At 61.4% G+C, this 24,690-nt stretch carries 22 protein-coding genes; 10 read left to right on the forward strand and 12 right to left on the reverse strand.

The features are described 5' to 3' along the window. Nucleotides 1–137 precede the first annotated feature (137 nt). From LCH64_RS17255 to LCH64_RS17275, 5 genes are all read right to left on the reverse strand, one after another. A complete protein-coding gene (locus LCH64_RS17255; RefSeq protein WP_003229366.1) occupies nucleotides 138–881 on the reverse strand; it encodes a hypothetical protein in 744 nt (247 codons plus the stop codon). 3 nt (nucleotides 882–884) lie between these two features. Continuing rightward, entirely contained in the window at nucleotides 885–1,472 is a 588-nt protein-coding gene (gene lpoB, locus LCH64_RS17260) for a penicillin-binding protein activator LpoB (protein WP_003229365.1), read from the reverse strand. A 36-nt stretch (nucleotides 1,473–1,508) separates the two neighbouring features. Next, a complete protein-coding gene (locus LCH64_RS17265; RefSeq protein ID WP_003229363.1) occupies nucleotides 1,509–1,883 on the reverse strand; it encodes a YcfL family protein in 375 nt (124 codons plus the stop codon). 15 nt (nucleotides 1,884–1,898) lie between these two features. Then, complete coding sequence (locus tag LCH64_RS17270) at nucleotides 1,899–3,293, reverse strand: hypothetical protein (RefSeq protein WP_226500837.1); 1,395 nt, start codon at nucleotides 3,291–3,293, stop codon at nucleotides 1,899–1,901. 214 nt (nucleotides 3,294–3,507) lie between these two features. After that, nucleotides 3,508–4,902, reverse strand: a complete 1,395-nt coding sequence (locus tag LCH64_RS17275; RefSeq protein ID WP_226500838.1) for a hypothetical protein — start codon at nucleotides 4,900–4,902, stop codon at nucleotides 3,508–3,510. Between the two features lie 193 nt (nucleotides 4,903–5,095). Between LCH64_RS17275 and LCH64_RS17280 the strand changes: the two genes are divergently transcribed. The 3 genes from LCH64_RS17280 to LCH64_RS17290 all read left to right on the forward strand — a co-directional run bounded on the left by LCH64_RS17280 (nucleotide 5,096) and on the right by LCH64_RS17290 (nucleotide 8,542). Next, nucleotides 5,096–5,995: a LysR family transcriptional regulator gene (locus tag LCH64_RS17280; protein WP_226500839.1), complete on the forward strand. Its 900-nt coding sequence runs from the start codon at nucleotides 5,096–5,098 to the stop codon at nucleotides 5,993–5,995. Nucleotides 5,996–6,081: 86 nt separating this feature from the next. Continuing rightward, complete coding sequence (locus LCH64_RS17285) at nucleotides 6,082–7,977, forward strand: FTR1 family protein (protein ID WP_226500840.1); 1,896 nt, start codon at nucleotides 6,082–6,084, stop codon at nucleotides 7,975–7,977. A gap of 109 nt (nucleotides 7,978–8,086) precedes the next feature. Continuing rightward, the gene (locus LCH64_RS17290; protein ID WP_226500841.1) at nucleotides 8,087–8,542 is read left to right on the forward strand and encodes a YaiI/YqxD family protein; all 456 of its coding nucleotides are present in this window, start codon (nucleotides 8,087–8,089) and stop codon (nucleotides 8,540–8,542) included. 130 nt (nucleotides 8,543–8,672) lie between these two features. Here LCH64_RS17290 and elbB read toward each other — a convergent pair whose 3' ends face one another. Beyond that, nucleotides 8,673–9,341: an isoprenoid biosynthesis glyoxalase ElbB gene (gene elbB, locus LCH64_RS17295; protein WP_201136275.1), complete on the reverse strand. Its 669-nt coding sequence runs from the start codon at nucleotides 9,339–9,341 to the stop codon at nucleotides 8,673–8,675. Between the two features lie 114 nt (nucleotides 9,342–9,455). On the opposite strand from elbB, the gene LCH64_RS17300 reads away from it, so the two are divergent. Next, nucleotides 9,456–10,691 carry a sterol desaturase family protein gene (locus tag LCH64_RS17300; protein ID WP_226500842.1) on the forward strand — a complete coding sequence of 412 codons (1,236 nt, stop codon included), beginning with the start codon at nucleotides 9,456–9,458 and terminating at the stop codon, nucleotides 10,689–10,691. Here LCH64_RS17300 and LCH64_RS17305 read toward each other — a convergent pair. Beyond that, the gene (locus LCH64_RS17305) at nucleotides 10,672–11,322 is read right to left on the reverse strand and encodes a DedA family protein (protein ID WP_003229351.1); all 651 of its coding nucleotides are present in this window, start codon (nucleotides 11,320–11,322) and stop codon (nucleotides 10,672–10,674) included. The genes LCH64_RS17300 and LCH64_RS17305 overlap by 20 nt on opposite strands. Before the next feature lie 207 nt (nucleotides 11,323–11,529). On the opposite strand from LCH64_RS17305, the gene hemB reads away from it, so the two are divergent. After that, nucleotides 11,530–12,543, forward strand: coding sequence for a porphobilinogen synthase (gene hemB, locus LCH64_RS17310; protein WP_226500843.1), 1,014 nt, complete (start codon nucleotides 11,530–11,532; stop codon nucleotides 12,541–12,543). 18 nt (nucleotides 12,544–12,561) lie between these two features. Then, nucleotides 12,562–14,787: a polyphosphate kinase 1 gene (ppk1, locus tag LCH64_RS17315; protein WP_003229347.1), complete on the forward strand. Its 2,226-nt coding sequence runs from the start codon at nucleotides 12,562–12,564 to the stop codon at nucleotides 14,785–14,787. A 248-nt stretch (nucleotides 14,788–15,035) separates the two neighbouring features. On the opposite strand, the gene ppx is transcribed toward ppk1, so the two are convergent. From ppx to LCH64_RS17340, 5 genes are all read right to left on the reverse strand, one after another. Next, the gene (gene ppx / locus LCH64_RS17320) at nucleotides 15,036–16,538 is read right to left on the reverse strand and encodes an exopolyphosphatase (RefSeq protein ID WP_003229345.1); all 1,503 of its coding nucleotides are present in this window, start codon (nucleotides 16,536–16,538) and stop codon (nucleotides 15,036–15,038) included. A 207-nt stretch (nucleotides 16,539–16,745) separates the two neighbouring features. Beyond that, nucleotides 16,746–17,483: an amino acid ABC transporter ATP-binding protein gene (locus tag LCH64_RS17325; RefSeq protein WP_103483657.1), complete on the reverse strand. Its 738-nt coding sequence runs from the start codon at nucleotides 17,481–17,483 to the stop codon at nucleotides 16,746–16,748. After that, nucleotides 17,470–18,120, reverse strand: a complete 651-nt coding sequence (locus LCH64_RS17330) for an amino acid ABC transporter permease (protein ID WP_226500844.1) — start codon at nucleotides 18,118–18,120, stop codon at nucleotides 17,470–17,472. The genes LCH64_RS17325 and LCH64_RS17330 overlap by 14 nt, the downstream gene beginning before the upstream one ends. Beyond that, nucleotides 18,117–18,785 carry an amino acid ABC transporter permease gene (locus LCH64_RS17335; RefSeq protein WP_103483655.1) on the reverse strand — a complete coding sequence of 223 codons (669 nt, stop codon included), beginning with the start codon at nucleotides 18,783–18,785 and terminating at the stop codon, nucleotides 18,117–18,119. The genes LCH64_RS17330 and LCH64_RS17335 overlap by 4 nt, the downstream gene beginning before the upstream one ends. Nucleotides 18,786–18,807: 22 nt before the next feature. Further along, complete coding sequence (locus LCH64_RS17340) at nucleotides 18,808–19,593, reverse strand: transporter substrate-binding domain-containing protein (RefSeq protein WP_201136280.1); 786 nt, start codon at nucleotides 19,591–19,593, stop codon at nucleotides 18,808–18,810. A 256-nt stretch (nucleotides 19,594–19,849) separates the two neighbouring features. Between LCH64_RS17340 and LCH64_RS17345 the strand changes: the two genes are divergently transcribed. The 4 genes from LCH64_RS17345 (at nucleotide 19,850) to LCH64_RS17360 (ending at nucleotide 24,611) form a co-directional block, all read left to right on the forward strand. Next, a complete protein-coding gene (locus LCH64_RS17345; RefSeq protein WP_226500845.1) occupies nucleotides 19,850–20,557 on the forward strand; it encodes an FCD domain-containing protein in 708 nt (235 codons plus the stop codon). Between the two features lie 120 nt (nucleotides 20,558–20,677). Next, nucleotides 20,678–21,007, forward strand: a complete 330-nt coding sequence (gene trxA, locus LCH64_RS17350) for a thioredoxin TrxA (RefSeq protein WP_003206727.1) — start codon at nucleotides 20,678–20,680, stop codon at nucleotides 21,005–21,007. A 247-nt stretch (nucleotides 21,008–21,254) separates the two neighbouring features. Further along, the gene (gene rho / locus LCH64_RS17355) at nucleotides 21,255–22,514 is read left to right on the forward strand and encodes a transcription termination factor Rho (RefSeq protein WP_003229334.1); all 1,260 of its coding nucleotides are present in this window, start codon (nucleotides 21,255–21,257) and stop codon (nucleotides 22,512–22,514) included. A gap of 141 nt (nucleotides 22,515–22,655) precedes the next feature. Beyond that, entirely contained in the window at nucleotides 22,656–24,611 is a 1,956-nt protein-coding gene (locus tag LCH64_RS17360) for an acyltransferase family protein (protein ID WP_226500846.1), read from the forward strand. Nucleotides 24,612–24,690: the final 79 nt, after the last annotated feature.

The raw sequence follows: 24,690 nt of genomic DNA on the forward strand, positions 1-24,690 counted from the left end.
CAAGACTTTGGAGTGACGCTCAATTGTGGCGAGGGAGCTTGCTCCCGCTTGAGTGCGCAGCGCTCACAAGCTTTTGGGTCTGCTTCGCAGCCCAGCGGGAGCAAGCTCCCTCGCCACAGAACGCGTTCAGCCAAGAGTCAGCGCAAGATCACCGGCGCGGTATCACGCGGCAAGTTGTTGCGCTGCGGCGCTTCGCGCGGCTGCTCGTACCCGCCGCCACCGAGCTGCTGGCTCAGCTGCCCGGCAACGTCCTCACCCAAAGCCTTGGACACTTCACGTACCACCCGAGGGCGGTTCAGCGAGATCTTGATGTCGCGGCCGTTCACCAGTTTGGTGTCCTGCGCTTCGCCCATCGCCGTGAAGGCCGAAGTGATCTCGTAGGTCTTGGTGTTGATCAGGCTGAAATCGGCCACCAGCGTCAGGCCCAAAACCGCCGAATAGCTGTCGGTGTGCGCCAGCTCGTTCATGTCCTGGGTGAAGTCGATATCCGACACGGTGCCGAACAGTACATAGTCGGCGCCCTTGAAGTTGCCGGCCTTGATCCGCTTGATCACGTCGTACACGTCACCCTTGGACGACGCGGTGTACGGCGTGCCCTGCACCAGCTGAAACATCCCGGTGCGGAGGATTTCACCCTTGATGTCGCCGGTGAATTTACGCAGCTCACCTTGTTCGATGTAGCTGGTGGTCGCTTCCAGCTCGTTGTAGTTCGAGGAACCACTGGAGCTGTAATAACCCTCGCGATAATTGTTCTGCGCCGAAACGATGTGGATGTACTGCTCCACCCGTTCCTGATACGCCAGATCCGTTACCGCGACTTTCGGGGCCGCTTGCACGCTGAACGCGCAAGCCAGGGCCATCATGCCAATCCATGTGCGCATCAATTAACGCTCCGTGGTTTTGCGGATCTCTTTTTCGTCCATCCACTCGGCCAGACCGCTTTCAACGTCGATCAGTTGCAGGCTGAATTTGTAGAAGACGTCCTTGTAGTCGCTGCTGCGCTTGACGATCGAGCTGATCGAGCCTTCCAGGCGATATTTGGCAGCGATCATGTTGCCGGTCTTGGCCACGGTGCTCTTCTTGTACAGACCGCTCTGGTTTTGCAGCTTGAGCTGGTCGACCTGGCTCTGCATCGCGGTGTTGTCGCTGGCGAAGCGGGCGGTGCCGGACTTCATCAGCTGAGTCTTGATGCTGGTGGTGATTTCGCGGGTATCGATGTACTCGCTGGTCTTGTTCTTCACGTCGTAGACCTGCACCACCGGGCGGCCCTGCAGGATGCCGGACTGGGCCAGCGAACGGGTCATCGATTCGGCGATCATTTGCAGGTCGGTCGAACCGAATTCGTTGGTCACGGTTTCAACCGCTTTGGTGTCGCCGTAGCTGATGTTCTTGCTGCCCAGGGTCGGCGAGGTGTTGGCGCAACCGGAAGCCAGCAGGGCGAGGACGGCGATCAAGGAAAAGCGTGCAAACATGGGAATGCTCTCTAAAACAGAAATAGGGTGGCGGACTTAAGGCGTCTTGAGTTCCAGGCGGAAATCCACGGCTTTCGGGGTCGGGGCGATGCCCTGGATGAAGCTGGTCTGGGCGCCGTACATCATCTGGCTTTTCCAGACTTCTTCTTCGGCGATCGGGAAACCTTCCGGGCCCAGCCAGGCGAAACGGTAGTAGAACGTCTTGTTGCTGTTGAGGGTGTTGGTCAACTGCACATTGACGGTCATGAAGCCGTTCTCACGGGCGACGCGCATGGCGCCGACCGCGATGTGTTTCTGTGGACCCATGGCCACGACCTTGCTCGCGGCGCTGCCCGGCTCCGGTGGTGGCGGGGTGGCGCAGCCGCTGGCCAGGACGGCGAGAGCGGCAACGGCGAAGAGTTTCAAGCGCATGCAAAGACTCCGTTCTTAAGGTTGTTTGAGGCTGGCGACGTTGGTCGCGCCGGCGCTCGGGATGACGTGGGCGGCGAGGCCCGCAGCGAACACCTGATTGCCCACGGCGCGCAGGCTGATCACCTGGTAGCGCTGATCGACGGTGACCTTGACCACCGAGCCACCGACGGCGCTCGGCAGACTGACCTGGTGTTCGCCTTTCTTCAAGCGCAGACGCACCACTTGGGTGTTGTCCGGCAGGGTGCGCCACGTACGGGTATCGGCACCTTCCAGCACCGCTGAAGAAATACCCACGGCGAGGCCGGCCAGCGGGTTGGTTTCGTTGATCTTCTTCTGCGCCACACCTTTGGTGATCGCGCGCACGGTGGTGCGGACGATGATCCCCGGCATGTCATCGCGCAGGGCGCGACGGGACATGGCGGTGGTGCTGTTGAGGGCGGTCAGGTTGACTTGCTGGCCATCGACGCCAATCTGCGCGAACGGTGCGGTAGAGGTGTCAGGCTTGATGATCGGGAACGACAGCGGGGTGATCACCACGTTGTTGGAGATCGGCAACGGCAGCGGCACGCGGATCGAGTCACGCGCCGGCGCCAGGCCACTTTGCACCACGATCAGGATATCGCTGTCGTCGCTCTTGGTCGGCTTGTCCAGATTGACCAGCGCCTGCTCCAGCAGCGGCGTGTTCGGACGCAGTTCGGCGGCTTTGCGGTAGCCCGGCGCAGCCAGGTCTTTCTCGCCCAGGGCCTCGTAGACGAAACCGGCCAGGTAATGGCTGAACGCACTCTGGTAGCTGTTTTTCAGGCTGACCACTTCTGGCGCATCGAGGCTGGCGACCGGGTAACCCTGCAGATCCTTGTACTGAGTCTTGATGCCTTCTTTTTCGGCCTCTTCCTCGCTCTTGAGGTATTCCTTGTCACGCAGGTCGGCGATCACCGCTTCACGTTCGTGAGTCTTCTTGATCGCGGTGCGGGCACCGTCGAAGTCGTTGACCGCCAGCAGGTTGAGGGCCATCTGCGTGGTCAGCATGACTTTTTCGTAGTCGTAGCCTTCGTAGCGACGGACCTTGTCGTTAACGATGAAGCTGCCGAACTGCGCCAGGTATTTGCCGGAGTCGAGCTTGACCGAATCTTCCCACTGCCCGACCACCTGATCGGCGCTGGTCCAGGCGTTCTGGCTGCCGGACAGGTCGCCCTTGGCGCGCAGCAACTCACCTTTCTCGAAGTAATAGAGCAGGTCTTTGTCGGGGCCGGTGTTGTTTTTTTCCAGCAGGGTCAGCGCGGCATCGACGTTGCCGGTGGCCAGTTGCTGGTTGGTCTGGGCCAGTTCCGAATCGTAGTTGCGAAACGCCGAACAGCCGGACAGCAGGGTGACAGCGCTGAGCGCGATCAAGGTGGGAGTGCGCAATGCCATGGGGGTACTTCTTCCCTGAGCTAGAAACTGCATCAGCCGCCGGTGCTGGTCGGGCTGGTGTGACCCATCGACAGTGGCGCTGGCCTCCTGCCAATTCCTCATAACCAGAGGAGCTTTTATGCCGCGTCGCTATAGCGCGGGCGCGGCATTATAAGCGGGCGATGCTGGCCATGTAATAGCTTTTTAATCGCACTTGTTAGTTTGGTGCCATTACTTATTTCACGGCGGATACGCGATTTCCCACCGACGTGGCAGGTTGAAAAGCGCTGCCGTTTGCGTAAATCCGCTCGCCCAGCACGCGAAGGCCGATCATCTGGCGATTCTGGTCGATGCGGATGTTCAGTGGAGCGCCTGAAGTGTTCGGCAGGCTGATCTGGTGCTCGCCCTTTTTCAGACGCAGGCGCACGACCTGTGTCAGGTTGGGCAGGGTGCGCCAGGTGCGGGTGTCGGCCTGCTCGAAACCATCCCACTGGGTGACGTAGGAGGCCTTGGCCGGATTGCGGCGATTGTCGGTACCTTGAACGTCCGCCGCGAGGAACGCCCGGTAGGTGGTGCGCTGGATAATCCCGGGCATGTCGTCACGCAGTGTGCGCAAAGACATATCGGTGATGCTGTTGACCGAGATCAGCTTTTTCTCGCGACCGTCGATGCGGACCTGATTGAACGGCGCGGTGGAGTTATCCGGCACCATCACCGGGAAGGAAATGTTGGCGACGATCACCTGACCGTCCTTGAGCTGCACCGGATACGGTACGCGCACCGAGCTGCGGGCCGGTGCCAGACCACTTTGCACGATGATCAGCACATCGCTTTCGTCGGCCTTGATTCCGGGGCTGTCGAGGTCGCGCAGTGCCTGTTGGAAAAACGGCATGTCCGGGCGCAGCTCGATGGCCTGACGATAACCGGGCGCCGCCAGGTCTTTTTCGCCGAGCGCCTCATAGGTGAAGCCGGCGAGGTAGTGACTGAACGCGCTCTGGTAACCGTTTTTCAGGGCAATCACTGCCGGGGATTCGAGCATCACCACCGGATAACCCTGCAGGTCCTTGTAGTGCACGCGCGCGCCCTGGGCCTTGGCCGCATCTTCGATACGTTCGTATTCCAGCTCCCGCTGCCGGGCGATCAGCGATTCGCGTTCGTGGGTTTTCTTGATGTCGGCACGGGCACCGTCGAAGTCATTCAGTGCCAATTGGTTGAGGGCCATTTGCGTGGTCAGCATGACTTTTTCATAGTCGTAGCCATCGTAGCGCCGCAGCTTGTCATTGATGATGCCGCCCCAGTGATCGCCCATCGCCGCGAGCAACTTGTCACCGGTGGTCTCGATCGTGTCCTGGCGCTCGATGATCATCTGCTCGGCGCTGCGCCAGGTTGTCTGGCTCTGCGGCAGCGCGCCGCCGGCGCTGAGGACGGCGCCCTTTTCGAAGTAGTAGAGCAGGTCTTTTTCCGGATCCGGGTTGTGCGCTTCGATCAGCGCCAGGGCGCCGTCGATATTGCCGGCCTTGAACTGGTCGGTGGTCTGTTGCAGTTCCAGGTCGTAGTTGCGATACGCGGCGCAGCCGCTCAGTTGCACAACAGCGGTGATCAACAGGGGCAGCAGCAAGCGGTGGCGCATGAGGGGGGTTCATCCTTGAGCGGGAAATGCGACGAGGTGGCGCATTATAGGCGGCAATAGTGGCCAAGTGATGCGTGGTTTTTGTTTGCTGATTGCACAGATCATTTGGATCACGCGGCGGATTTACCGGTGGGATGGATGCGGGGTTTGGGCTAGCCTTGCTGGCCTGACGCTTAACCATTGCGGGACTTCAATGAATCAACTGCAAGCCATGCGCGCGTTTCGTTGCATCGTCGAGTGTCGCGGGTTCAGCGCCGCTGCCGAGCGCCTCGACACCACTCACTCGACGATCTCCCGACAGTTGCAGCAGTTGGAAAGCGAACTGGGCACGCAGCTGATCAACCGCAACACTCGTGGGTTCAACCTGACCACGGCGGGGCAGCAGTATTACGCGGCGTGCGTGGACATTCTCGAACGCCTCGATCAAGCCGCGCTGGCGGTCGGTCAGGCCCATGAAAGCCCCAGCGGTGTGCTGCGCATCAGTGCACCGATGGTGATCGGTACGCTGGAACTGGCGAGCTGGCTGCCGGCATTCCAGCAGCGCTATCCCGAGATTGAGGTGGACCTGTCCTGCGATGACCGTTTCGTCGATCTGATCGCCGAGGGCTTCGATGTAGCCCTGCGCATCTGCGGACCCCTGGCCGATTCATCCATGGTGGCGCGGTTGCTGACCGTCTCGGACATGTTGCTGGTGGCTTCGCCGGCTTACGTGGCGCGCAATGGTCTGGTGCGTCTGGTGCGCGAACTCGCCGAGCATCAGTTGCTGGCGTTTGCCGGTGGCAGTGACTGGACGCTGACCGATGCGCGCGGGCTCACCAGCAGCGTGCGCGCGCAGGGCCGCTTCAAGGCCGATTCGATCAGTGCGTTGCATGCTGCCGCGCTGGCCGGGGTCGGTATCGCCGCGTTCACCCGGGCCACGGTGCAGGAGGATCTGCTCAGTGGTCGGCTGGTGCAGATCCTGCCCAACTACAACCTGGGGCAGCGCCACTATTACGCGCTCTATCCGCATGCCCGGCATGTCGCGCTGAAGGTGCAGGTGTTCGTCGAATTCATGCTGGAGCATTACCGCAACACACCCGTCGCGCTGCGTTAAAACGCCACGAGACATCGACAGAGCTTGAGTGAAAAGCGTTCGAAGTGAACAATATGTAACTTCGCATTTCCATTTGAGACTCATTCATGACTGCCGCGTCCCGATTCCTGGCCTGGCTGGTGTTCCCTCTGTTGGCCCTGAGCAGTTCCAGCCTGCTGGCCGACACCGTGGAAGGCGCCCCGCAGGCGCTGCACCTGCTCGATTACATCAGCGCCGACTACCCGCCGACGGTCGAGGCGGGCAAGGTGGTCGACGACGGCGAGTACCGTGAGCAACTGGAATTCACCCAGGTGTTGCAGGGGTTGATCGGCGGCCTGCCGGCCAAACCGGAGAAGGCGGCGCTGGAGCAGGGCGTCGAGGCTCTGCATGCGGCTATCACCGCGAAGCAGGACGGCGCTGAAGTCGCGCGTCAGGCCCGACAACTGGGGGCGCAACTGGCGGTGGCGTATGAAGTCAGCCAGGCGCCGATCATCACTCCTGATCCGACCCGGGGCGCGCCGCTGTACGCCCAGAACTGCTCGGTGTGCCACGGCGCCAGCGGTGCCGGCGACGGCCCGGCGGGCCTCGGCATGACGCCGCCGCCGGCCAATCTGCGCGATGCCGCACGCATCGATCACCTGAGCCTGTACGCGATCTACAGCACCCTCGGCCAAGGCGTCGAAGGCACCGACATGCCGGCGTTCGCCGATCAACTGGACGACCGTCAGCGTTGGGATCTGGCGACCTACATTGCCGGTTTCAGTGCCGACCCGGCCGCAGCCAAGTCCGACAAGACCTTCAACATTGCCGATCTGGCGCGCCAGACCCCGGCCGAGGTGCAGGCCGCCGAAGGCCCGCAAGCGGCGGCGACCTTCCGTGCTCAGCGCGCCCAGCCACCGCAGGTCAAGCGCGGCCCGGCGCAGTTGCTCGATTATACCGCCGCCACGCTGGACAAGAGCCTGGCGGCGTATCGCGCCGGTGATCGCGATCAGGCCTATGACCTGTCGGTGGCGGCGTATCTGGAAGGTTTTGAACTGGTCGAAAGCTCGCTGGATAACGTCGACGCCAACGTGCGCAAGGACACCGAAAAATCGCTGATGGCCTACCGTCAGTCGTTGCAGGACGGCTTGCCGGTGGCGCAAGCCGAGCAGCGCCTGGACGCGGCCAAGGGCAAGTTGAAAGAGTCCGCCGAACTGCTCGGCAGCGATGGCCTGAGCTGGTCGCTGAGCTTCATTTCCGGCCTGTTGATTCTGCTGCGCGAAGGCCTCGAAGCGATTCTGGTGCTGGCGGCGATCCTCGCGTTCCTGCGCAACACCGGCCAGCAGTCGGCAGTGCGCAACGTCAACATCGGTTGGGGCCTGGCGCTGCTCGCCGGGCTTGGCACCTGGGCGCTGGCGGCGTATGTGATCGACGTCAGCGGCTCGCAGCGGGAACTGCTTGAGGGCGCTACGGCGCTGTTCGCCAGCGTCATGGTGCTGTGGCTCGGCGTGTGGATGCACGACCGGCGGCACGCGGCGGCCTGGCAGGATTACATCAAGCAGAGTCTGGTGGGCGGCGGCGGGCGTTTCGGCTTCGCGATCCTCGCGTTCTTCTCGGTGTACCGCGAGTTGTTCGAAGTGATCCTGTTCTACGAAACCCTGTGGCTGCAGGCCGGCCCCGCCGGGCACGACGCGGTGTTGGCCGGTGGTGCGACGGCGCTGGTGCTGTTGATCGGTCTGGCCTGGGTGATCCTGCGTGGCTCGGCGAAACTGCCGCTGACGCTGTTCTTCAGCATCAACGCCGGTCTGCTCTGTGCGTTGTCGGTGGTGTTTGCCGGGCATGGCGTGAAAGCGCTGCAGGAAGCCGGGATCTTTGGCACGCGGCCAGTGGCGTTCTTTGAATTCGACTGGCTGGGGATTCATGCCGATGCCTATTCGCTGACAGCGCAGGCGCTGGCGATTCTGGCGATTGTTGTGTTGTATGGGCGGAGCCGGATGGCCGAGAAGCGGCGGGTCGTCGCTTAAAAAGCATTCGCTGGCGCTCACATTCGCGGGCAAGCCCGCTCCCACAGGTTTAGCGTTAACCTTGTGGGAGCGGGCTTGCCCGCGATGCTTTTAGAAGAGGAAAAAAATCATGCGTGTATGGATCGATGCCGACGCCTGCCCCCGGGCCGCCAAGGATCTGGTGGTGAAGTTCGCCCTCAAGCGTCAGTTCGAAGTGGTGCTGGTGGCCGGGCAGCCGCAGACCAAACCGGGGCTGGCCATCGTCAAACTGATCGTGGTGCCCAGCGGCCCGGATGCGGCGGACGATTATCTGGTCGAGCACGCCGTGCCCGGTGAGCTGGTGATCTGCAGCGATATTCCGCTGGCCGATCGTCTGGTGAAGAAGGGCGTGGCGGCGCTGGATCCGCGCGGCAAGGAGTTCGACGCGCAGAACATGGGCGAGCGACTGGCGGTGCGCAACCTGTTCACCGACCTGCGCGAACAGGGCCAGATCAGCGGCGGCCCGGCACCGTTCGGCGAGCGCGAAAAGCAGGCGTTTGCCAATGCGCTGGACCGGATTCTCACCCGGCTGATCCGCCAGCCCTGAGCCAAACACAAACCCCATGTGGGAGCGGGCTTGCTCGCGAAGGCGTCGTATCAGACAACATTGATTGGAATGACACACCGCTTTCGCGAGCAAGCCCGCTCCCACATTTCGCTCTGCATGCAGTCAGAGATCAAACATCGTTCTCGTGGGTCAGTTCGAGCACCCGATCGACCAGTTTGTTGATCCCCGAAGCCGCTTCACTGATGTTCTGCGCCAGCATGTAAGCCGGGGTCGTCACCAGTTTGCGTGCCTTGTCTTCGATAATGTCGGTCACCGCGCAGTCTTCGTGGGTGGCGCCCATCTTGTTCATCGCGGTGGCGGTGTCGGTATCGTTGCCGATGGTGCAGGTCACGCCCGGGCCGTAGATCTTTGCCGCCAGTGCCGGCGAGATGCACATCAGGCCCACCGGTTTACCCGCTTCGGCGAACGCTTCGGCCAGTTCCAGCACTTGCGGCTGCACGCTGCAGCCGGCGCCTTCAACGGCGAAATTCGAGAGGTTCTTCGCCGCACCAAAACCGCCAGGCACGATCAGCGCGTCGAAGTCATCGACGTTGGCCTCGCGGATGTCCTTGATGTTGCCGCGGGCAATGCGCGCCGACTCGACCAGCACGTTGCGCGTCTCGGGCATTTCTTCACCGGTCAGGTGATTGATTACATGCAATTGCGCGATGTTCGGGGCGAAGCATTGCACCTGCGCGCCACGTTGATCCAGGCGCAGCAGGGTGATGACGCTCTCGTGGATCTCGGCGCCGTCGTACACGCCGCTGCCGGACAGGATCACTGCAACTTTTTTGCTCATGGGTTTCTCTCCAGGTTCATGGCGCTAAATGTCCACTAAATTGTCGCGCGTTGCCATAGGGGGAAAGGGCGGCTACACCTAGGATCTGTCCATAGAATCCGACCGGGGCGCGCCATGGACTTCATTCTGTATGCAGTGCCGTTTTTCTTCGTGCTGATGGCCGCCGAGCTGCTTGCCGATCGCTGGCGCGGGACCAGCCACTATCGCCTCGCCGACTCTGTCAACAGCCTCAGCGCCGGGGTGTTGTCGACCACCACCGGCCTGCTGACCAAGGGGGTTGGGCTGCTGACGTATGCGTTTGCCCTGGATCATCTGGCGCTGATCAGATTGTCGGCCGACAGCCTCTGGGTCTGGGTGTTGGCCTTCGTCTTCTATGACTTCTGCTATTACTGGCTGCACCGGTTGGGCCACGAGCGCAACATTCTCTGGGCCGCGCACTCGGTGCATCACCAGAGCGAGGAGTACAACCTCTCCACGGCGTTGCGCCAGACCAGTACCGGGTTTCTGCTGGGCTGGATCTTCTATTTGCCGATGGCCGTGCTCGGCGTGCCGCTGCTGGTGTTTGTCAGCGTCGCGGCGATGAATCTGCTGTATCAGTTCTGGGTGCACACCCGGCACATTCCCAAGCTCGGCTGGTTCGAGTGGTTCTTCGTTACGCCATCCAATCATCGGGCCCACCATGCACAGAACGCTCTCTACATGGATCGCAACTACGGCGGGGTGTTCATTCTTTGGGATCGGCTGTTCGGCACGTTCCAGGAAGAGGACGACAACGAGCCAGTGATATTCGGTGTGACCACGCCGCTGGCGAGCTGGAATCCGCTGTGGGCCAACGTGCAGTTTTATGCGCAGCTGTGGGACGACGCCCGCCGCGCCGAACGCCCGTGGGACAAGCTGCGAATCTGGTTCATGCGCACTGGCTGGCGTCCGGCGGATGTCGCGGCCAAGTACCCGCTGAACAAGCCGGACCTGAGCCGCTTCCGCAAATTCGAAGTGCCGCTCGACAGCCGCCGTCAGTGGTATGTGGCCTTGCAGTTCTGCGTCTATATCGCGCTGGGCAGTTACCTGATGGGGCAGGCGCAGCATCTGCCGATCGCCGCGTTGGTGCTGGGGTGGGGCGCGGTGGCGTGGGGGTTGTTTGTGCTGGGGGTGGCGCTGGAAAGTCGCCCATGGGCGTTGTCGGTCGAGCTGCTGCGGCTGGCGTCGAACCTGCCGCTGGTGTGGCTGGCGCCGCTGCTCGGGCTATGGCCGGCCAGCCCGTTGGCCTGGGCTGGTTTGCTCGGTTACAGCCTGCTCAGCGGCATCGGGCTGTATGGCTGTCGCCAGCGCGTTACTCGGCTGGCGTCTTAGGTTCGGCGGGTTTGGTTTGCTCCGCTTGAAGCAGGTGCGCCGCTTTTGCGGCTTGCTCGTCGGCGTAAACCTGCTTGGCCAGGCGCGCATTCTTGAAGCGGCGACGCAGCCACAGGCCGACACCCAGCACCAGCAGCGCGCCGAGGACCCACAGTTCGTACTTCTTGATGCTGCCGAGCATGCCTTCGAGCACCGCGCCGAAGTGGTAGGCGGCGGCCGCGAGGGCGGTGGCCCAGATTGCCGCACCGATGCCGTTGAGCAGCAGATAACGTCCCGGCGGATACCCCGACAGGCCGATCGCCACCGGCATCACCGTGCGCAGGCCATAGACGAAGCGGAAGCTCAGGACCCAGATGTCCGGGTGCTTGCGGATGTGTTCCAGCGCGCGGTCGCCCATCATCTGCCAGCGCGGTTTGCGCGCCAGTAATTTGCGCCCGTGTTTGCGCCCCAGGAAGTACCACAGCTGATCGCCGGCATAGCTGCCGAAGAACGCCACGACCACCACCAGGTTGATGTCCATGTATCCACGGAACGCGAGGAAGCCTGCGAGCACCAGGATGGTTTCGCCTTCGAAGAACGTGCCGAGGAACAAGGCAAAGTAGCCGAAGTCATGCAGAAATTGTTGGAGCATTGTCTGGGTGCTGGCGAAATGAACGCGCAGCCTAACCCTTCGGACACATTCAGGAAAGTGTCGAAATGTGTCTCGACGTGAACAATTCCTACGCTGACAATGGAATGCGGCTACATGTCACGGGGTGCGCACAACTGTAATCTGTTGGTCATAATGGCCGCTTATAACTGTCACGCTCGCCCGTTTGCGCGGGCTCAGGAGTCTGCCGTGAGCTTTACCCCTGCCAACCGTTTGTTCCCAGCCACGCGTTTGCGCCGCAACCGTCGTGATGATTTTTCGCGCCGGCTGGTACGGGAAAACGTGCTGACGGTCGATGACCTGATCCTGCCGGTGTTCGTGCTTGAGGGTGAAAACCGTCGCGAAGCCGTGGCCTCGATGCCCGGTGTCGAACGTCTGACCATCGATCTGCTGCTTGAAGAGGCGGCGCAATGGGTCGAACTGGGGATCCCGGCGCTGGCGCTGTTCCCGGTCACGCCAACCGAATTGAAATCCCTCGACGCTGCCGAAGCCTGGAACCCGCAGGGCATTGCCCAGCGCGCCACCCGCGCCTTGCGTGAGCGTTTCCCGGAATTGGGAGTGATTACCGACGTCGCGCTCGATCCGTTCACCACCCACGGTCAGGACGGAATTCTCGACGAAGAAGGCTACGTGCAGAACGACATCACCGTCGACGCACTGGTCAAACAGGCTTTGTCCCACGCCGAAGCCGGCGCTCAGGTCGTGGCCCCATCGGACATGATGGACGGTCGCATCCAGGCGATCCGCGAGGCGCTGGAGCTGGCCGGTCACGTCAACGTGCGGATCATGGCCTACTCGGCCAAGTACGCCAGCGCCTATTACGGGCCGTTCCGTGATGCCGTGGGTTCGGCAGCGAATCTGGGCAAGGCCAACAAGGCCTCCTATCAGATGGACCCGGCCAACAGCGACGAAGCGCTGCACGAAGTCGGTGCGGACTTGTCTGAAGGCGCGGACATGGTCATGGTCAAGCCCGGCATGCCGTACCTGGACATTCTTTTCCGGGTAAAAGATGCCTTCAAGGTGCCGACCTTCGTCTATCAGGTTAGCGGCGAATACGCCATGCACATGGCGGCGATCCAGAATGGCTGGTTGAGCGAGGCGGTGATTCTTGAATCACTGACCGCCTTTAAACGTGCCGGCGCTGATGGCATCCTGACTTACTTTGCTGTCCGTGCCGCTCAATTGTTACGAGAGCAGAAATAGCCCTCCCAGGAACATTCGATGAATACCGAAGGACTCACTGAAACTGCAGTAAAAGAAGCTCAACCGGTGGTGGAGCAAATCACCGAAACCCCGCCGGAACTGGAGCCTGCGCCACCCGCGCCGGTCACCGAACCCGTCGCGGCGGCGCCAGTGATTGCGATCCCGGGGCTGGATGACAGCAGCCTGTACATCCACCGCGAGCTCTCGCAACTGCAGTTCAACATCCGCGTGCTGGAACAGGCGCTGGACGAGTCCTATCCGTTGCTGGAGCGGCTGAAGTTCCTGCTGATCTTCTCCAGCAACCTCGACGAATTCTTCGAGATCCGCGTCGCCGGCCTGAAGAAGCAGATCACTTTCGCCCGCGAACAGGCCGGTGCCGATGGTCTGCAACCGCATCAGGCGCTGGCGCGGATCAGCGAGCTGGTGCACGGTCACGTTGACCGCCAGTACGCGATCCTCAATGACATCCTGCTGCCGGAGCTGGAAAAGCATCAGGTGCGCTTCATCCGTCGCCGTCACTGGACGACCAAGATCAAGACCTGGGTGCGCCGCTACTTCCGCGATGAGATCGCACCGATCATCACCCCGATCGGCCTCGACCCGACGCACCCGTTCCCGTTGCTGGTGAACAAGAGCCTGAACTTCATCGTCGAACTGGAAGGCATCGACGCCTTCGGTCGCGACTCCGGTCTGGCGATCATCCCGGCACCGCGCCTGCTGCCACGGATCATCAAGGTTCCGGAAGAAGTCGGCGGCCCGGGCGACAACTATGTGTTCCTGTCGTCGATGATCCACGCCCACGCCGATGACCTGTTCCAGGGCATGAAGGTCAAGGGCTGCTACCAGTTCCGCCTGACCCGAAACGCCGACCTGGCGCTCGACTCCGAAGACGTCGAAGACCTGGCGCGCGCCCTGCGTGGCGAACTGTTCTCGCGGCGCTACGGTGATGCGGTGCGTCTGGAAGTCGCCGACACCTGCCCGAAACACCTGTCGGACTACCTGCTCAAGCAGTTCAACCTGAGCGAGACCGAGCTGTATCAGGTCAACGGCCCGGTCAACCTGACCCGTCTGTTCAGCATCACCGGTCTGGACAGCCACCCGGAGCTGCAATACACGCCGTTCACCCCGCAGATCCCGAAACTGCTGCAGAACAGCGAGAACATTTTCAGCGTGGTGAGCAAGCAGGACATCCTGTTGCTGCACCCGTTCGAGTCGTTCACCCCGGTGGTCGACCTGCTGCGCCAGGCGGCGAAAGACCCGCATGTTCTCGCCGTGCGCCAGACCCTGTACCGCTCCGGCGCCAACTCGGAAATCGTCGATGCGCTGGTGGACGCCGCGCGTAACGGCAAGGAAGTGACCGCGGTCATCGAACTGCGCGCACGCTTCGACGAAGAGTCCAACCTGCAACTGGCCAGCCGTCTGCAAGCGGCCGGTGCGGTGGTGATCTACGGCGTGGTCGGCTTCAAGACCCACGCCAAGATGATGCTGATCCTGCGTCGCGAGGCCGGCGAGATCGTGCGTTACGCGCACCTGGGCACCGGTAACTACCACGCCGGCAACGCCCGTCTGTACACCGACTACAGCCTGCTGACCTCCGATGACGCGCTTTGCGAAGACGTCGGCAAACTGTTCAGCCAGTTGATCGGCATGGGTAAAACCCTGCGCATGAAGAAGCTGCTGCATGCGCCGTTCACCCTGAAGAAGGGCATGCTCGACATGATTGCCCGGGAGACCCAGTTCGCCCTCGATGGCAAACCGGCGCACATCATCGCCAAGTTCAACTCGCTGACCGATCCGAAGATCATCCGCGCGCTGTACAAGGCCAGCCAGTCCGGCGTGCGCATTGATCTGGTGGTGCGTGGCATGTGCTGCCTGCGTCCGGGCATCGCCGGGGTTTCGCACAACATCCATGTGCGCTCGATCATCGGTCGCTTCCTCGAGCACACCCGGGTGTTCTACTTCCTCAACGGTGGCGAGGAGCAGATGTTCCTCTCCAGCGCCGACTGGATGGAGCGCAACCTCGACAAGCGCGTCGAGACTTGCTTCCCGGTGGAAGGCAAGAAGCTGCTGACCCGCGTCAAGAAAGAGCTGGAGCTGTACCTGACCGACAACACCCACAGCTGGAGCCTGCAGTCGGATGGCCGTTACATCCGCAACACGCCAACCGGCAACCAGAACCCGCGCAGTGCGCAGGCGACGTTGCTGGAGCGGCTGGGCAGCCCGATTCTGCCGGTGAGCAGCTGAGGCCTTGAAGGTCAAAAACCCCTCACCCTAACCCTCTCCCCGAGGGAGAGGGGACTGACCGAGATGAATGGTCGAGTTACGCCGACCTGAAATATCGGGTCGAAGTCAGGCTTTGAAAACAACACGGATCGACTCCCTCTCCCTCGGGAGAGGGCTGGGGTGAGGGGCAGGTCCACACCCGCACTCAAGTCGAACCCAATAAAAAAGGCGATCCAGAAGGATCGCCTTTTTTGCAGCTGAAATTTAACTCAGTGAACAGTGAGGACGATGCCAACCCGCGTCAGCCAGTCGGCTTCGAGACCAAAGTCGGCCTGAGTCAGCTGATTCTCATCCAGCCAGTTCTCCGGGAATTCCACGTCGAGGTTGTCGCCCTTGGCATGCAGCGTCACTTGCGGCATCGCCTGGGTGCCACGGATGTGGTGGAACAGGATCGCGAAGCGCAGCAGCACACAGAGGCGGATCAGCTTGTCGCCGTCGTCACCGAATTCGGCGAACTTGTCCTTGGGGATGTTGCGGCGATGGCCGCGCACCAGCAGGGCGAGCATTTGCTGGTCTTCTCGGGAGAACCCGGCCAGATCCGAGTGCTCGATCAGGTAGGCGCCGTGCTTGTGATAGTGGTAGTGCGCGATGTCGAGGCCGACTTCGTGGACTTTCGCCGCCCAGCCCAGCAGTTCACGCCAGATGCCGTCGTCCAGTTCCCAGTCTTTGGCGACCTGATCGAAAGCGTGCAGGGCTTTGCGTTCTACCCGCGCGGCCTGTTCCAGGTCGACATGGTAACGCTCCATCAGCGAAGTCAGGGTGCGCTCGCGCACGTCTTCGTGGTGATGGCGGCCGAGCAAGTCGTAGAGCACGCCTTCACGCAGCGCGCCTTCGCAGTGATCCATGCGTTGCAGTTCGAGGGCGTCGAAGATCGCTTCGAGAATTGCCAGACCTGCGGGGAAGATCGCCCGGCGGTCAGGCTTGATGCCTTCGAAGTCGATCTTGTCGACGTCACCCAGTTTGAACAGTCGGCGCTTCAGCCACGCCAGGCCTTCGGCATTCACTTCGCCGGTGCCATGCCCGCCGGCCTTCAGCGCCAGACCGATGGCGCGGATGGTGCCCGAGGAGCCGATGGCTTCATCCCAGGTCAGGCGGTGCAGGGCGTGTTCGATGCTCATGATCTCCAGCCGTGCCGCGGTATACGCCTGGGCGTAACGGGCCGGGGTGATCTTGCCGTCCTTGAAGTAACGCTGGGTGAAGCTGACGCAGCCCATTTGCAGGCTTTCGCGCAGCAGCGGTTCAAAACGCTGCCCGATGATGAATTCGGTACTGCCGCCGCCGATGTCGGCCACCAGGCGCTTGCCCGGGGTGTCGGCGAGGGTGTGCGAAACGCCCAGATAAATCAGCCGGGCTTCTTCACGGCCGGAGATGACTTCCACCGGGTGGCCGAGGATTTCTTCGGCGCGGTGGATGAATTCCAGGCGATTGCGCGCTTCGCGCAAGGCGTTGGTGCCGACGATCCGCACGGCGCCCAGCGGCATGCCGTTGATCAGTTGGGCAAAACGCTTGAGGCAGTCGAGGCCACGCTGCATCGATTCTTCGTTGAGATGGCGCTCATCGTCGATACCGGCGGCGAGCTGCACTTTCTCTCCGAGGCGCTCCAGGATACGGATTTCACCGTTCTGGGCCTTGGCCACGACCATGTGGAAGCTGTTGGAGCCCAGGTCGATTGCGGCGATCAGGGACAGATTCTTGGCTTTGGATTGCGGCATGGTCTGGGGGTCTCGGTCGATAACCCCGCCATCGTGCCACGATCAAACGCTGGCGCCAACGCGCATGGCTCAAACCGTTGATCCTGCGCATAAAAGCTTGAGACCGCGGCGCGGCCATTCGCGAGCAAGCCCGCTCCCACAGGTGACCGCATTCCAAGTGGGAGCGGGCTTGCTCGCGAAGAGGCTATTACAGCCACTGCAAATCCTTCAGGCTGTCGTTTCGACCGTCCCAATGAAATTCGCCAGCTCCGCCGTCTGCGGATGGGCGAACAACACCTGCGGATCCCCCACCTCATGCACCTTGCCATGGTGCATGAACACCAGTTTGTCGCCGACCTCCCGGGCAAAGCGCATTTCGTGGGTGACCATGATCAGGGTCATGCCTTCCTTGGCCAGTTGGCGCACCACAGCGAGCACTTCGTTGACCAGTTCCGGGTCCAGCGCCGAGGTGATTTCGTCGCACAGCAACACTTTCGGCGACATCGCCAATGCCCGGGCAATCGCCACGCGCTGTTGCTGACCACCAGACAAGCGATCCGGGAAGGCGTCGAATTTCTCTCCAAGGCCTACGCGTTCGAGCATTTTGCGCGCCAGCTCCGCAGCCTTGGCCTTGGGTACTTTCTGCACCACCTGCGGCGCGAGCATCACGTTTTCGCCGACGGTCAGGTGCGGGAACAGGTTGAACTGCTGAAACACCATGCCGACTTTCTGTCGCAGGCTGCGCAGGTCGGCGCGGGCGGCGTCGAGGTATTCGCCGTCGACTTCGATCACCCCGTCGTTGATCGACTCCAGGCCGTTGAGGGTGCGCAGCAGGGTGGATTTGCCCGAGCCGCTACGGCCGATGATCGCCACCACCTGGCCTTCCTCGACACTGAGGTCGATGCCTTTGAGTACGTGATGATCGCCGTAGTATTTATGCAGGGCGGAAATTCTAAGCAGAGGCATGCAGTCTCCTTTCCAGGTAGCGCGCACTGAGCGACAAGGGGTAGCAGAGCAGGAAGTAGCCGAGGGCGACGAGGCCATAGACCATGAATGGTTCGAAGGTGGCGTTGGCGAGCATGCCGCCGGTCTTGGTCAGCTCGGTGAAACCGATGATCGAGGTCACCGCAGTGCCTTTGACCACTTGCACCGAGAAGCCCACGGTCGGCGCCACGGCGATGCGCAGCGCCTGCGGCAGGATCACGTAGCGCAACTGCTCCAGCGGATTCAGCGCCAGGCTCGACGAGGCTTCCCACTGGCCATTGGGGATCGCTTCGACGCAGCCGCGCCAGATCTCCGCCAGATAGGCACTGGTAAACAGCGTCAAGGCAATCGCCGCGGCCGACCACGGCGAGATCTCGATCCCGGCCAGCGCTACGCCGAAGAACACCAGAAACAGCTGCATCAGCAACGGCGTGCCCTGGAACAGCTCGATCCAGGTGCGGGCGATGTTGCTCGGCAAGCGGTTTTTCGAAATGCGCATCACCAGAATCAGCAGCCCGACGAGGCCGCCGCCGATGAACGCCACCAGCGACAGCGCCAGCGTCCATTGCAGGCCGGTGAGCAGGTTGCGCAGGATGTCCCAGAAGGTGAAGTCGCTCATCGGCTGCTCCTCGCGATATAGCGGCGACCGACCCAGTTCAGCAGCTGGCGGATCAGCAGCGCCATGCACAGGTAGATCAGCGTGGTCAGCGCATAGGTTTCAAAGGCGCGGAAGTTGCGCGACTGAATGAAGTTGGCGGCGAAGCTCAGCTCCTCGGTGGCGATTTGCGAACACACCGCCGAGCCGAGCATGACGATGATGATCTGGCTGCTCAGGGCCGGCCAGACCTTGCCCAGCGCCGGCAGCAGGATCACGTGACGGAACGCCTCGAAACGGCTCATCGCCAGTGCGGCGGCGGCCTCCAGTTGTCCGCGCGGAATCGCCTGGATGCCGGCGCGGATGATCTCGGTCGAATACGCACCGAGGTTGATCACCATCGCCAGCACCGCCGCCTGCCACTCGGAAATCTGCACCCCGAGCGAGGGCAGGCCGAAGAAGATGAAGAACAGTTGCACCAGGAATGGCGTGTTGCGGATCAACTCGACGTAGACGCCGAAGATTGCCGAGAACGGGCGGATGTTCCACGCCCGCACCAGCGCGCCGACAATGCCCACGCCGATCCCGAACAGCGCGCCAATGGCCGTCAGTTCCAGGGTGAACAGTGCGCCGCGCAGCAACAGATCGGTGTTTTGCAGCACCGGCATGAAATCGAACTGATAAGCCATCAATTGTCTCCCGCGCGATCGATCAGAGATCGGCCGGCAGCGGCTCTTTGAGCCAGGTCTGCGAGTTTTTCTCCAGCGCGCCGTCAGCCTTGGCGGTGGCGAGGATCTCGTTGACCTTGCCCAGCAGCGCTGGCTCGTTCTTGTTCACGCCAACGTAGACCGGCGAATCCTTTAGCTTCACTTTCAGCGCCGGTACGCGTTTCGGGTTCTTCTCGCTGATGGCGACCATCACCACGTTACCGCTGGCGATCAGGTCGACTTGCCCGGCGAGGTAGGCGGCGATGGTCGAGTTATTATCTTCGAAACGCTTGATGGTCACGCCTTCGGGGGCGACCTTGGTCAGCTCAATGTCTTCGATGGCGCCACGAGTGACGCTGATGGTCTTGCCTTTAAGGTCGTCGAGGCTGCTGATTGCCGCGTCCGGCGGGCCGAACACGGCGAGGTAGAACGGCGCGTAGGCGTTGGAGAAGTCGATGACTTTCTCGCGCTCCGGGTTCTTGCCCAGGCTGGAGATCACCAGGTCGACCTTGCCGGTGGTCAGGAACGGGATGCGGTTGGTGCTGTTGACCGGGGTCAGTTCAAGTTTGACCTTGAGTTGGTCGGCCAGCAGCTTTGCCGTGTCGATGTCCAGGCCACGGGGTTTCATGTCCGGGCCGACCGAGCCGAATGGCGGGAAGTCCTGGGGCACCGCGACTTTCAGCGTGCCGCGTTTGACCACGTCGTCCAGACCGTCGGCGTGGGCGGGGGCCTGGCTCAGCAGCAGGCTGGCAAACAGGGCGGTGAGGAGGGCGCTGTAACGCAGGCTCATGGCAAATCTCCGGATCGGCGGGAAGTGTTTTCTGCGATCGGACAGAGCACGCGCCGTGCCAATACCCGGATTTATCCCCGGCAGGCCGCGGGTTTGCCGGGTTTGTTCGGTCTTACTGGTCTGAACAGTCAGGTGGTTTTTCGCACCTCGATAGCGCATCGACAGCGGACGCCGAACCCCGCTGGGGCACGACTTGCCGGATCCGGCGAATAGCTTTACAACTAGCCGCACCTTGGCCTGGCTCGTCTGAAAAACCATGAACTCGATCTCCCGCGCCGTACCCGAAGTGGCGCTGCAAGCGATCCGCAAACTGATCACCGAACAGGGTTTCGGCGCGGGCGATGCGTTGCCGTCGCAACGGGACCTGGCGGTGCAACTGGGGGTCAGCCGGGCGTCGTTGCGTGAGGCGCTGTCGTCGCTCAGTGCGCTGGGCGTGGTCAGCATCCAGCCGGGCAAAGGCGTGTTCGTGCAGGCGCCGGTGGAACTTGGACACGGTGAAAATGCCCCGGGCTGGCCGTTCGCGGCGCAGGCCTCGCCGCTGGATATCTTTCAGTTGCGCTATGCACTGGAGGGTTTTGCCGCCGGGTTGGCGGCGGTGACCTTGAGCACGTTCGATCTGGATGCGCTGGAGGACAACGTCGCGGCGATGCGCGAGCAATTGAAGGCTGGAGACTTCGAGGCCGCGGCGAAACTCGACTTCGAATTCCACCGGCGCATTCTGCTGGCCAGCGGCAATCAGGCGATGCTGAGCATCCTCACCGTCAGCGCCGAAATCTTTCTCGAGAGTCAGAAGCTACCGTTCATCCGCGCCGAACGGGCGATGGAAACCTGGCAGGAGCACCGCAAGATCCTTCGTGCCCTGGCCCGCCGGGCGTCCGCTGCCGCCCAGAAAGCCATGCAGGAGCACGTGCGCAACGCGGCACTGCGCACCGGGATCGCCTTCATCGCCCCCGCCACCGCGTGACTTGAGCTATACCCAGACTCATGGGCCGCCATAGCAAGACTCAATCATCTGCGGCTTCCTGAACAGGGGAAGGGCGGATATGATGGGCCACGTTTTTTTGCTTACAACCTGGAGAATTCCATGAGCAGCGATCTTATCAAACACGTTAGCGACGCCAGCTTCGAAGCCGACGTACTCAAGGCCGAAGGCGCTGTACTGGTCGACTACTGGGCTGAATGGTGCGGCCCTTGCAAAATGATCGCTCCGGTTCTGGACGAGATTGCCGAGACTTACAAAGGCAAGCTGACCGTCGCCAAACTGAACATCGACGAAAACCAGGAAACCCCGGCCAAGCACGGCGTGCGTGGTATCCCGACGCTGATGCTGTTCAAGAACGGCAACGTTGAAGCGACCAAGGTCGGTGCGCTGTCGAAGTCGCAACTGGCTGCTTTCCTCGACGCCAACATCTAAGCGTCGCTGCAAAGTGCCCTGAAAAAGCCCCGCAAATTGCGGGGCTTTTTGCGTATTCAGGGCTAGACGCTCCGAAATTCAGGTGGTACATTCGGCCCCGCACTGGTTTCTCCACTGCCCCCTGCTAGCCGTCGCCGACGCACTCCTTTTCGAACAAGTTCGCGATCCTGTCGCCTTCTCCGCGGCGCGGCCTCATTAAGCCAAAAGCTTAATTTCCCCCCTCCATAAATGATTACGTCATTCCTATATGAATCTGACTGAACTCAAGCAAAAGCCGATTACCGAACTGCTCGAATTGGCCGAACAGATGGGCATAGAAAATATGGCCCGTTCGCGCAAGCAGGACGTGATTTTCTCCCTGCTGAAAAAGCACGCGAAAAGCGGCGAGGAAATCTCCGGTGATGGCGTGCTGGAGATTCTCCAGGACGGCTTCGGCTTCCTGCGCTCCGCTGACGCTTCCTACCTCGCCGGCCCGGACGATATCTACGTCTCGCCGAGCCAGATCCGTCGTTTCAACTTGCGCACCGGTGACACCATCGTTGGCAAGATTCGCCCTCCAAAGGAAGGCGAGCGTTACTTCGCTCTGCTCAAGGTCGACACGATCAACTTCGATCGTCCGGAGAACGCGAAGAACAAGATTCTCTTCGAGAACCTGACCCCGCTGTTCCCGACCGTGCGTATGAAGATGGAAGCCGGTAACGGTTCCACCGAAGACCTGACCGGTCGTGTGATCGACCTGTGCGCCCCGATCGGCAAAGGCCAGCGTGGTCTGATCGTTGCACCGCCGAAAGCCGGTAAAACGATCATGCTGCAGAACATCGCGGCGAACATCGCCCGGAACAATCCTGAAGTTCACCTGATCGTGCTGTTGATCGACGAACGTCCGGAAGAAGTGACCGAAATGCAGCGCACCGTGCGCGGCGAAGTGGTTGCCTCGACCTTCGACGAGCCGCCGACCCGTCACGTGCAGGTTGCCGAAATGGTGATCGAGAAGGCCAAGCGCCTGGTCGAACACAAGAAGGACGTGGTGATCCTGCTCGACTCCATCACCCGTCTGGCCCGTGCCTACAACACCGTGATCCCGAGCTCCGGCAAAGTGCTGACCGGTGGTGTTGACGCCCACGCCCTGGAGAAACCGAAGCGTTTCTTCGGTGCTGCGCGCAACATCGAAGAAGGCGGCTCGCTGACCATTATCGCCACCGCGCTGGTTGAAACCGGCTCGAAGATGGACGAAGTGATCTACGAAGAGTTCAAGGGTACCGGCAACATGGAACTGCCGCTGGACCGCAAGATTGCGGAAAAGCGCGTCTTCCCGGCCATTAACATCAACCGTTCCGGCACCCGCCGCGAAGAGTTGCTGACCGCCGACGACGAACTGCAGCGCATGTGGATCCTGCGCAAACTGCTGCACCCGATGGACGAAGTGGCTGCCATCGAGTTCCTGGTCGACAAGCTGAAAACGACCAAGACCAACGACGAGTTCTTCCTGTCGATGAAGCGCAAGTAAGACGAAAGCTGTTTAAAAAGAGCGCCCCGCAAGGGCGCTTTTTTTTGTATCTGTATATTTGTATCTGGATTGAAATTTGTACGACTGATAACTTTCGCCCTTTCCTTGGACTTTGTATCCGAAAAACGAGAAAGGGCTTTCATGCACACGTTTGGCAATCGCCGTGATATCGACGGATTACGGGCACTGGCGGTTATTCCCGTCGTACTTTTTCATTTCGGATTCAATACATTCAGTGGCGGCTTTATCGGCGTTGATGTGTTCTTCGTCATCTCCGGCTTCCTGATCACCACCATCCTGTTCCGTGAAATCAGTGCACAGCGTTTCAGCTTCGTTGATTTCTGGGCGCGCCGTGCCCGCCGCATCATCCCTGCCCTGACCGTGGTGATGCTGGTCACGCTGGCGTTCGGCTGGCTGCTGCTGACAGCCAAAGACTTTGCCGAACTGGGACGAACGGTGCGCTATCAGTCGCTGTTCATCTCCAACATTCTGTTCATGCGCGAGGACGGCTACTTTCAGCCTGCCTCCGATCTGAAGCCGCTGCTGCATACCTGGTCGCTGGCGGTGGAAGAGCAGTACTACATTTTCTTCCCGTTGCTGATGGCAGCCCTGATTCGTTATGCCCGTCATTGGCGCTGGATGTTGTTCGCCGTGCTGCTGTTGTCGTTCGGCCTGAATATTCATCACATCGGGTACAAGCCGGAATTCACCTTCTTTTCGCTGCCAACCCGGGCCTGGGAGCTGCTCTGTGGCGCCATGCTGGCGGTGATCCCGGCGCCAAGGCAGGCCGTGCGTGGCTGGGTTTACCAAGGGGTGGGACTCGCCGGTCTGGCGGCGGTGCTGGTCGCGGTGTTCACGTTCGACAAGTCCACCGTGTTCCCGGGCTGGGCCGCGCTGTTGCCGGTCTTGGGCACCACGGCGCTGATCTGGTCGGGTGCGCAAGGGCCGAGCTGGACGGCGCGCCTGTTGAGTCTGCGTGCGCTGGTCTGGGTCGGTTTGCTCTCTTACTCGCTGTATCTGTGGCACTGGCCGGTCTATGTCTACGCCAACGCCATTTCCATCGACGGTATTCAGCCGCTGGAGGCGCTGGGCTGGATTGCCCTGTCGCTGGGCCTGGCGTGGCTGAGCCTGCGCTATGTCGAGTTGCCGTTCCGGGAGAAGCGTCTGCTCGCCAGCCGTAAGGCGGTGTTGACCGGGGCTGTCGCTGCCATCGTGCTACTGGCGACGACAGGCACGATGATCCGCGAGTCTGACGGTGTTCCGCAGCGGTTGACCGGCAAGGCCCTGGAATATGCACAGTCCCGCGAATGGCGGAACGGGCAGATGAAATGCATGTTGGTCACCCAGGACACGGTGCCGGACAAGGCCTGTCTGCTCGGTGACAATCAGGATGTACCGGCCACTCAAATGGTTTGGGGTGACAGTCACGCCGCTGCGCTGCTGCCGGCCATTGATAGCAATGCACGTCACGAAGGCCGCCCTGTCTGGTTGTTCAGCATGAGCGCCTGCTCGCCGATTATCAGCGATGACCAGCGTCAACGGTGCAAAGACTTCAACGTCCACACCATGGAAAAGGTGCGCAGCCTCGGGATCAAGGATGTGGTGCTGGCGTCCAACTGGAGCCTGTACATGTATGGTCGCGAAGACGGCGACAAAAAGGTTTTGCTCAACCCCCGAGACAATAACGCCGAAGCTGAACAACGCATGGCAGCCGGGCTCAAGGCACGCGTGGCCGGGTTGCGAGAGGCCGGGGTGCAAGTCTGGCTGTTCAAGGATGTGCCGCTGCAACGCAAAGGCAGCATCAACCGCCTCACCAGCCTGGCGCGGATCGGGCGTTCGGCCGAGGGCCTCGGTCGCCCGCTGGAAGAACATCTGGCGCGACAGCATTTCATCAGTACATTGTTCGACGCCATGAGTGCTGCCGACCCGGGGGTCCATGTGATCGACCCGACGCCGATGATGTGCGCGAACGGCGTTTGCAACATTGAAGTCAACGGTCACTCGCAGTACCGGGACGAGGATCACCTGTCGGATGTCGGCAGCGCCCGATTGAGCCCGTTATTTGCGCCAATGCTGCTGGGCGCTAGCCAGAATTGAGCGATGCCGGGCACTGACGGGCTGCTGTTTGCCCGTCAGAGCAGGTAGGATGTACGCCTATTTTGAGGGTGCCATCGTC

The sequence above is a fragment of the Pseudomonas sp. MWU16-30322 genome, from assembly GCF_020515535.1.
In the GTDB taxonomy this organism is placed as follows: domain Bacteria; phylum Pseudomonadota; class Gammaproteobacteria; order Pseudomonadales; family Pseudomonadaceae; genus Aquipseudomonas; species Aquipseudomonas fluorescens_H.